Source organism: Pseudomonas sp. MD195_PC81_125 (genome assembly GCF_014060985.1).
Taxonomy (GTDB): domain Bacteria; phylum Pseudomonadota; class Gammaproteobacteria; order Pseudomonadales; family Pseudomonadaceae; genus Aquipseudomonas; species Aquipseudomonas parakoreensis.
This window is the reverse complement of record NZ_JABULD010000658.1, coordinates 1-8,574: the sequence shown is the minus strand read 5'-3', so window position 1 is coordinate 8,574 and position 8,574 is coordinate 1. Positions and strand designations below refer to the sequence as shown.

Annotated in this window: 7 protein-coding genes and 1 pseudogene; all 8 read left to right on the top strand. The window is 60.3% G+C overall.

Annotation, left to right across the window (positions count from 1 at the left end; translation table 11 throughout):
- Positions 1 to 69: 69 nt before the first annotated feature.
- Positions 70 to 516 carry an NUDIX hydrolase gene (locus HT737_RS26045; RefSeq protein ID WP_182404276.1) on the top strand — a complete coding sequence of 149 codons (447 nt, stop codon included), beginning with the start codon at positions 70 to 72 and terminating at the stop codon, positions 514 to 516.
- A 59-nt stretch (positions 517 to 575) separates the two neighbouring features.
- Positions 576 to 1,700, top strand: coding sequence for a tRNA 2-thiouridine(34) synthase MnmA (gene mnmA / locus HT737_RS26040; RefSeq protein WP_003223826.1), 1,125 nt, complete (start codon positions 576 to 578; stop codon positions 1,698 to 1,700).
- A pseudogene (gene hflD / locus HT737_RS26035) lies at positions 1,697 to 2,320 on the top strand (high frequency lysogenization protein HflD). The gene mnmA and the pseudogene hflD overlap by 4 nt, the downstream one beginning before the upstream one ends.
- 127 nt (positions 2,321 to 2,447) lie before the next feature.
- On the top strand, positions 2,448 to 3,818 hold the full coding sequence (gene purB / locus HT737_RS26030; protein ID WP_047291732.1) for an adenylosuccinate lyase: 1,371 nt from the start codon (positions 2,448 to 2,450) through the stop codon (positions 3,816 to 3,818).
- 86 nt (positions 3,819 to 3,904) lie between these two features.
- On the top strand, positions 3,905 to 5,077 hold the full coding sequence (locus HT737_RS26025) for a cupin domain-containing protein (protein ID WP_182404275.1): 1,173 nt from the start codon (positions 3,905 to 3,907) through the stop codon (positions 5,075 to 5,077).
- Positions 5,070 to 5,495: a GNAT family N-acetyltransferase gene (locus HT737_RS26020; protein ID WP_003223818.1), complete on the top strand. Its 426-nt coding sequence runs from the start codon at positions 5,070 to 5,072 to the stop codon at positions 5,493 to 5,495. The genes HT737_RS26025 and HT737_RS26020 overlap by 8 nt, the downstream gene beginning before the upstream one ends.
- Positions 5,496 to 5,773: 278 nt before the next feature.
- Positions 5,774 to 6,535 (top strand): secretin N-terminal domain-containing protein, encoded by a 762-nt coding sequence (locus HT737_RS26015; protein WP_047291730.1) that lies wholly within the window; start codon positions 5,774 to 5,776, stop codon positions 6,533 to 6,535.
- A gap of 474 nt (positions 6,536 to 7,009) precedes the next feature.
- Positions 7,010 to 8,335: an isocitrate lyase gene (gene aceA, locus HT737_RS26010; protein ID WP_041073228.1), complete on the top strand. Its 1,326-nt coding sequence runs from the start codon at positions 7,010 to 7,012 to the stop codon at positions 8,333 to 8,335.
- Positions 8,336 to 8,574 lie beyond the last annotated feature (239 nt).

The following is an 8,574-nucleotide window of genomic DNA, read 5'->3' as shown; positions in this document are numbered from 1 at the left end:
TGACTGACCCACAGCGTTCGCGAGCAGGCTCGCTCCCACAGTTGATCGCGCTACCGTCGAGGAAATCTTATGGAATGGCTCCCCCACATCACCGTCGCCACCATCGTCGAAGACAATGGCCGCTTCCTGATGGTCGAAGAACACAAGGCCGGGCGTAACGTGCTGAACCAGCCCGCCGGCCATCTCGACCCGGACGAAACCCTGATCGACGCCGCCATCCGCGAAACCCTTGAGGAAACCGGCTGGGACGTCGAACCCACTGGCGTGATCGGGATTTACCTGTACACCGCGCCAAGCAACGGCGTGACTTACCAGCGGGTGTGCTTCAGCGCCAAAGCGGTGAAACACCACCTGGACTATCAACTCGACGACGGCATCGTCGGCGCCAAGTGGTTGACCCGTAGCGAATTAATCGCTCAGCGCGACAACTGGCGCAGCGAGCTGATCATCCGTTGCATCGACGACTATCTGGCCGGCCATCACTTCAGTCTGGAACTGATCCGCCCTTCTCTTTAGCCTTGAGGCCGTGAGCCTGCTAGAATCGCGTCCTTTTTCAAGACACTCATTGAATCCCTATGCGTGATCCAGCCCCTTCTGACACATCCAAGAAGCGCGTCATTGTCGGCATGTCCGGCGGCGTGGACTCTTCCGTTTCCGCTCTCCTGCTGATCGAGCAGGGTTACGAGGTGGAAGGCCTGTTCATGAAGAACTGGGAAGAAGACGACGGAACGGAATACTGCACCGCCATGGATGACCTGGCGGATGCCCAGGCCGTGTGCGACAAGATCGGCATCAAGCTGCACACCGCCAACTTCGCCGCCGAGTACTGGGACAACGTGTTCGAGCACTTCCTCGCCGAATACAAGGCCGGTCGCACGCCGAACCCGGACATCCTGTGCAACCGCGAGATCAAGTTCAAGGCGTTCCTCGACTACGCCATGATGCTTGGCGCCGACCTGATTGCCACCGGCCACTATGTGCGCCGTCGCGACATCGATGGCCGCACCGAACTGCTCAAGGGCCTCGATCCGAACAAGGACCAGAGCTATTTCCTGCACGCCGTCGGCGGCGAACAGATTGCCAAGACCCTGTTCCCGGTCGGTGAACTGGAAAAGCCCGAAGTGCGTGCGATTGCCGAGAAATACGAGCTGGCGACCGCCAAGAAGAAGGATTCCACCGGAATCTGCTTCATCGGCGAACGACGCTTCAGCGATTTCCTCAAGCAATACCTGCCGGCGCAACCGGGCGAGATCAAGACCACCGAAGGCGAGGTCATCGGCCGTCACCACGGCTTGATGTACCACACCATCGGTCAGCGTCAGGGCCTGGGTATCGGCGGTCTGAAAGATGCCGGCGACGAGCCGTGGTACGTGTTGCGCAAGGATCTGGACACCAACGAGCTGATCGTCGGTCAGGGCAACAACCATCCGTGGCTGTTCTCCAGCGCCCTGCTCGCCTCGGAAATCTACTGGGTCAATCCGATCGACCTGAGCCAGCCACTGCGCCTCACCGCCAAAGTGCGTTATCGCCAGAGCGACCAGGCTTGCACCCTGGAAAAAACCGCCAGCGGCTATCGCGCCGTGTTCGACGAGCCGCAGCGCGCTGTCACCCCGGGCCAGTCCGTGGTGTTCTACGACGGTGAAATCTGCCTCGGCGGCGGCGTGATCGAAGTTGCCGAGCCGTGGAGCGGCCAGGCATGAGCCCGACTCAGGAGCAACTGACGGCGCTGGGGCGGCGTGTTTCTCGCCGCCGTGCTGGTCGACCGGATCGCCAAGACCGGGCAGACCAGCGAGGCCGGCCTGAGCTGCATGCTCGGCAGCCTGCTGGTACGCGACCCGAAGGACACACTGGATGTGTACGGCGGCGACGACCTCAATCTGCGCGAAGCTACCGTGCATTGATCGGCGCTCTTGAGCGCGACCCCAGCACCCTGCAGCGCGAGCCGCTGCGCTACGCCCTGTCGATGCTCGGCCTTGAGCGCCAATTGGCCAAACGAGACGACATGCTCGACACCATCGGCAAGCGCTTGCCGCAGATCCAGTCACAGGTCGAACATTTCGGCCCGGCCCACGAAAACGTGATCGCCGCTTGCGGTGCGCTGTATCAGGACACCTTGAGCACACTGCGCCAGCGGATTCAGGTGCATGGCGACATGCGCAACCTGCAACAACCGAGCAATGCCTCGAAAATCCGCGCCCTGCTGCTGGCCGGCATCCGTTCGGCGCGCCTGTGGCGACAGCTCGGCGGCCACCGCTGGCAGTTGGTGATCAGCCGGCGCAAGCTGCTCAAAGAGCTGTATCCGTTGATGCGCAGCGAGTAAATCGTCGCGCGATAAAAGTTTTGTAGTCTGTAGCGCGTAATACGCCGGTCAGTTGGCAACGGACCGGCGGATTTTTTCATGTATGATACGCGCCCCATTTCGTTGCCCGACTGTCCGAGAACACCCCATGCAGCTCTCTTCGCTCACTGCGGTTTCCCCTGTTGACGGCCGCTACGCCGGCAAAACCCAGGCCCTGCGCCCGATTTTCAGCGAGTACGGCCTGATCCGTGCCCGCGTCCTGGTTGAAGTGCGCTGGCTCCAGCGCCTGGCCGCCCACGCCGGTATCCCGGAAGTGCCCGCCTTCTCCGCCGAGGCCAACGCCGTTCTGAATGAACTGGCTGAAAACTTCTCGCTGGAGCACGCCGAGCGCGTCAAAGAGATCGAGCGCACCACCAACCACGACGTCAAGGCGATCGAATACCTGCTCAAGGAGCAGGCGGCCAAACTGCCGGAGCTGGCCAAGGTCAGCGAGTTCATTCACTTTGCCTGCACCAGTGAAGACATCAACAACCTGTCCCACGCCCTGATGCTGCGCGAAGGCCGTGACGACGTGATGCTGCCGCTGATGCGCCAGACTGCCAACGCCATCCGCGAACTGGCAATCCGTTTCGCCGACGTGCCGATGCTGTCGCGCACTCACGGCCAGCCGGCCTCCCCGACCACGCTGGGCAAAGAGCTGGCGAACGTGGTTTACCGCCTCGAGCGTCAGATCGCTCAAGTCGCTGCCGTGCCGCTGCTGGGCAAGATCAACGGTGCCGTGGGCAACTACAATGCGCACCTGTCGGCCTACCCGCAGATCGACTGGGAAGCCAACGCCCGCGCGTTCATCGAAGACGAGCTGGGCCTGGGCTTCAACCCGTACACCACCCAGATCGAACCGCACGACTACATCGCCGAGCTGTTTGACGCCATTGCGCGCTTCAACACCATCCTGATCGACTTTGACCGTGACATCTGGGGCTACATCTCCCTGGGTTACTTCAAGCAGCGCACCATCGCTGGCGAAATCGGTTCGTCGACCATGCCGCACAAGGTCAACCCGATCGACTTCGAAAACTCCGAAGGCAACCTGGGCATCGCCAACGCACTGTTCCAGCACCTGGCGAGCAAACTGCCGATCTCCCGCTGGCAGCGCGACCTGACCGACTCCACCGTACTGCGCAACCTTGGCGTGGGCTTTGCTCACAGCGTGATTGCCTACGAAGCCAGCCTCAAAGGCATCAGCAAACTCGAGCTCAACGCCGACAAGATTGCTGCCGATCTGGACGCTTGCTGGGAAGTATTGGCCGAGCCGATCCAGACCGTAATGCGCCGCTACAACATCGAAAACCCGTACGAGAAGCTGAAAGAACTGACCCGCGGCAAGGGCATCAGCCCTGAAGCGCTGCAGACTTTCATCGACGGCCTGGACATGCCAGCCGAAGCGAAAGCCGAGCTGAAACAGCTGACCCCGGCCAACTACATCGGTAACGCTGTAGCGCAAGCCAGACGCATCTGATTCACCGCTTGACCCGTTTGAGACGCCCGGCCGCGCCGGGCGTTTTTATTCCCGTCTGAAAAATGCTTTTTTTCAATAGGTTACACATGAATCCTGATACTCCTCTTCAACTTCTGGGCGGCCTTACGGCGCGCGAATTCATGCGCGATTACTGGCAGAAAAAGCCGCTGCTGATCCGTCAGGCCATTCCTGACTTCGAAAGCCCGATCGACGCCGACGAACTGGCCGGCCTGGCCCTGGAAGAAGAGGTCGAGTCGCGCCTGGTGATCGAGCACGGCGAGCGCCCGTGGGAGCTGCGTCGCGGCCCGTTCGCCGAAGACGAATTCAGCAAACTGCCGGAAAAAGAGTGGACTTTGCTCGTTCAGGCCGTTGATCAATTCGTCCCGGAAGTCAGCGAACTGCTGGAAAACTTCCGCTTCCTGCCGAGCTGGCGCGTCGATGACGTGATGATCAGCTTCGCCGCTCCGGGTGGCAGCGTCGGTCCGCACTTCGACAACTACGACGTATTCCTGCTGCAAGGCCACGGCAAGCGCAACTGGAAGATCGGCCAGATGTGCGACTCCGAGAGCCCGCTGCTGCAACACGCGGATCTGCGCATCCTCGCCGAATTCCACGAAACCGAAGAGTGGATGCTGGAACCGGGCGACATGCTCTACCTGCCACCGCGCCTGGCCCACTGCGGTGTCGCGGTCGACAACTGCATGACCTACTCGGTCGGTTTCCGCGCGCCGAGCGCCTCTGAAGTGTTGACCCATTTCACTGACTTCCTCAGCCAGTTCCTGACTGACGAAGAACGCTACACCGACGCCGATGCGAAACCGGTCAGCGATGATCCGCATCAGATCCAGCACGACGCACTCGGCCGCCTGAAAAGCCTGCTCGCCGAACACATGAGCGACGAACGCCTGCTGCTGACCTGGTTCGGCCAGTACATGACCGAGCCGCGCTACCCGGAACTGGTGGTCGGCCCGGAAGACGTTGAAGAAGATGACTTCCTCAATGCCCTGCAGGACGGTGCGGTGCTGATCCGCAACCCGAGCGCGCGCCTGGCCTGGTCGGAAGTCGATGACGATCTGCTGCTGTTCGCCAGCGGTCAGAGCCGTTACCTGCCGGGCAAGCTGCGCGAGTTGTTGAAGATGATCTGCGCCGCCGATGCGCTGCACGTCGACAACCTCGGCGAGTGGCTGAACGACGACGACGGTCGCGGCCTGCTGTGTGAGCTGGTCAAACAGGGCAGCCTGGGATTTGCCGATGAATAAGATTCGCGTACGTGTCGCAGACTGGCAAAAGGACAACGCCGAGATCCGGCGCATTCGTGAAACGGTGTTCATCGCCGAACAATCAGTGCCACCCGAGCTTGAATGGGACGCCGATGACGCGACCGCCGTACATTTCCTGGCGTTCGAAGGCGACTTTCCGATCGGCACCGCGCGCCTGCTGCCCGACGGGCACATTGGCCGGGTGTCGGTACTGAAGGACTGGCGCGGGATGAAGGTGGGCGATGCGCTGATGCAAGCGGTCATCGCCGAAGCCGAAGCCCGCGGCCTGCAGCAGCAGATGCTCAGCGCGCAGGTACAGGCCACAGCGTTCTATGAGCGCCTGGGCTTCAGCCTGGTCAGTGAGGAATTCCTTGAAGCCGGGATTCCGCATGTCGATATGGTTCGGCATTCGGCTTGATCAGTAGAGCTCCTGAGACCTCCATTGATTTTGTGATCTCTGGAGATCCTGTGGTGAGGGGATTTATCCCCGATGGGTCGCGGAGCGGCCCCAAAATTTCAGGTCTGCTTCGCAGCCATCGGGGATAAATCCCCTCACCACAAAGGCCCTTGAGCGCCCACTCAAAACGCCCCGCCATTTTCGGATGCCGGGGCGTTTTGCTGTCTACGATTCAACTTGCCCCACCCCGGGCCGACAAACTGGCAATATCAAGCCTTTCGAAAGCGGAGATAACGGACATGTCCCTACGCACCCTGCTCACCACCCTGCTGCTCGGCTGCAGTTTTTCGGTGATGGCAGCCACAGAAATCGTGCCCCTCAATTACCGCACTAGCGCAGATATGCTGCCGATGGCGCAGGACTTCATCGGCAAGGACGGTCAGGTCAGCGCCTATGGCAATCAACTGATCATCAAGGCCGAGCCGGACAAGATCCAGGAACTCAAGGCGCTGATCAGTCAACTCGACACTGCGCCCAAACGCCTGCTGATCACGGTCGATACCAATGAAAACAACGACCGTGGCGATGAAGGCTACTCGGTCAACGGCGCCCAACCGAACCAGACCCGCATCATCAGCCGCAGCACCGCCAGTCGCGACGGCGGCGTGCAACAGGTGCAAGCCACCGACGGCATGCCGGCGCTGATTCAAGTCGGTCAAAGTGTGCCGATCACCAGCAGCCAGACCAACTCCTACGGCGATTACAGCAGCCAGACGCAATACCGCAACGTCACCCAGGGTTTCTATGTGACGGCAAGCGTTACCGGCGACATCGTTCACCTGGCAATCAGTACCAACCGTGACCGCATGAGCCAGGAACGTCCCGATGTAGTGAACGTGCAAAGTACCGACACAACAGTCAGCGGACGCCTGGGCGAATGGATCACTCTCGCCGGGGTGAATCGCCAGACTCAGGCCGACAAACAGGGGCTGACCCGCAGCTACTCGACTCAAGGCCGGGATGACATGACCTTGCGGGTCAAAGTCGACTCCCTGGACTAAAGCACCGAAAACTGACTGATTAGTCGTATTAGACGAAAGATGTAGTGCTTGAAAAAAAAGCACTACAAATCGTTTGACGAGCCAAAAAAGCGAAGGCATGATGGCCTCGCTCCCGCTAATCAGAGGCCCTGGCAAGGGCCTTCGAAGCGACGTCCGCACCTACCCCGCGAACCGCTTCGTGTCTGTACCGCCCACAAGGTGTGTTTGACGAGGTTGCCGACTGGAACGAAGTTGTCCCGAGGGACGGAAGCGTAATTAGGTAACCCGGCTTCACGCTGTAGAACGTATAAAGGCCCACGACACCTGAATGCGCCCGCAGTCCGCCACTACCTGCTCACTTCCCCTCGAGCCCATCGTTCATCCCGTCGCCTACCCCGCCGAACCCGACCTGACCGCCTAAGCTTCTGGTCAGCGAGCGCAGGAATTTTCCACCGCAGAACAACTTTTCATAAAGACGCGACGAGGTTTATCTCCATGGCACTGACACGCGAACAGCAAATTGCAGCCCTTGAAAAAGACTGGGCTGAAAACCCGCGCTGGAAAGGCGTGACTCGCACTTACTCCGCTGCTGACGTCGTCCGTCTGCGTGGCTCGGTTCAACCTGAGCACACCTTTGCAAAAATGGGCGCCGAGAAGCTGTGGAACCTGGTGACCCAGGGTGCCAAGCCATCCTTCCGCCCAGAGAAAGACTTCGTCAACTGCATGGGTGCCCTGACCGGCGGCCAGGCCGTTCAGCAGGTCAAGGCCGGTATCCAGGCGATCTACCTGTCGGGCTGGCAAGTGGCTGCGGACAACAACTCCGCCGAATCGATGTACCCGGACCAGTCGCTGTACCCGGTGGACTCGGTGCCAACCGTGGTCAAGCGCATCAACAACTCGTTCCGTCGTGCCGACCAGATCCAGTGGAAAGCCGGCAAGAACCCGGGTGACGAAGGCTACATCGACTACTTCGCGCCAATCGTGGCTGACGCCGAAGCCGGTTTCGGTGGCGTACTGAACGCCTACGAACTGATGAAGAGCATGATCGAAGCAGGCGCCGCCGGCGTGCACTTCGAAGACCAGCTGGCTTCCGTGAAGAAGTGCGGCCACATGGGCGGCAAGGTGCTGGTTCCTACCCAGGAAGCCGTGCAGAAGCTGACCGCTGCTCGCCTGGCTGCCGACGTTGCCGGTGTACCGACCATTATCCTGGCCCGTACCGACGCCAACGCTGCCGACCTGCTGACTTCCGACTGCGACCCGTACGACCAGCCGTTCGTGACTGGCACCCGTACCCAGGAAGGTTTCTACAAGGTTCGCGCCGGTCTGGACCAGGCCATCGCCCGTGGCCTGGCCTACGCACCGTACGCCGACCTGATCTGGTGCGAAACCGCCAAGCCGGACCTGGAAGAAGCCCGTCGCTTCGCCGAAGCGATCAAAAAGGAATACCCGGACCAGATCCTGTCGTACAACTGCTCGCCTTCCTTCAACTGGAAGAAAAACCTGGACGACGCGACCATCGCCAAGTTCCAGCGCGAACTGTCCGCCATGGGCTACAAGCACCAGTTCATCACCCTGGCCGGCATTCACAACATGTGGCACAGCATGTTCAACCTGGCGCACGACTACGCCCGCAACGACATGACTGCCTACGTGAAGCTGCAGGAGCAGGAATTCGCTGACGCCGCCAAGGGTTACACCTTCGTGGCTCACCAGCAGGAAGTGGGCACCGGCTACTTCGACGACATGACCACCGTAATCCAGGGCGGCACGTCCTCGGTCACCGCGCTGACCGGTTCGACCGAAGAAGAACAGTTCCACTGATTCGGCTTCGCTGAGCAAACGGCCTTTGCGGATCGTATAAAAAGCTAACCGCAAAGCCACAAGACTGACGCCCCGACTGGTTCGGGGCGTTTTTTTTGCCCGCAGAATTCCACCGCCCTGCAGGAGCTGCCACAGGCTGCGATCTTTTGATCTTGTCTTTAAAAAAGCAAAAGTCAAAAAGATCGCAGCCTTCGGCAGCTCCTACAAAGGGTAGATCCTGCAACGACCCTTGTGGGAGC

Bases quoted from the DNA above. Each gene is read 5' to 3' on its own strand.
- HT737_RS26045 (WP_182404276.1), top strand. From the start codon at position 70: ATGGAATGGCTCCCCCACATCACCGTCGCCACCATCGTCGAAGACAAT.
- mnmA (WP_003223826.1), top strand. From the start codon at position 576: ATGCGTGATCCAGCCCCTTCTGACACATCCAAGAAGCGCGTCATTGTC.
- purB (WP_047291732.1), top strand. From the start codon at position 2,448: ATGCAGCTCTCTTCGCTCACTGCGGTTTCCCCTGTTGACGGCCGCTAC.
- HT737_RS26025 (WP_182404275.1), top strand. From the start codon at position 3,905: ATGAATCCTGATACTCCTCTTCAACTTCTGGGCGGCCTTACGGCGCGC.
- HT737_RS26020 (WP_003223818.1), top strand. From the start codon at position 5,070: ATGAATAAGATTCGCGTACGTGTCGCAGACTGGCAAAAGGACAACGCC.
- HT737_RS26015 (WP_047291730.1), top strand. From the start codon at position 5,774: ATGTCCCTACGCACCCTGCTCACCACCCTGCTGCTCGGCTGCAGTTTT.
- aceA (WP_041073228.1), top strand. From the start codon at position 7,010: ATGGCACTGACACGCGAACAGCAAATTGCAGCCCTTGAAAAAGACTGG.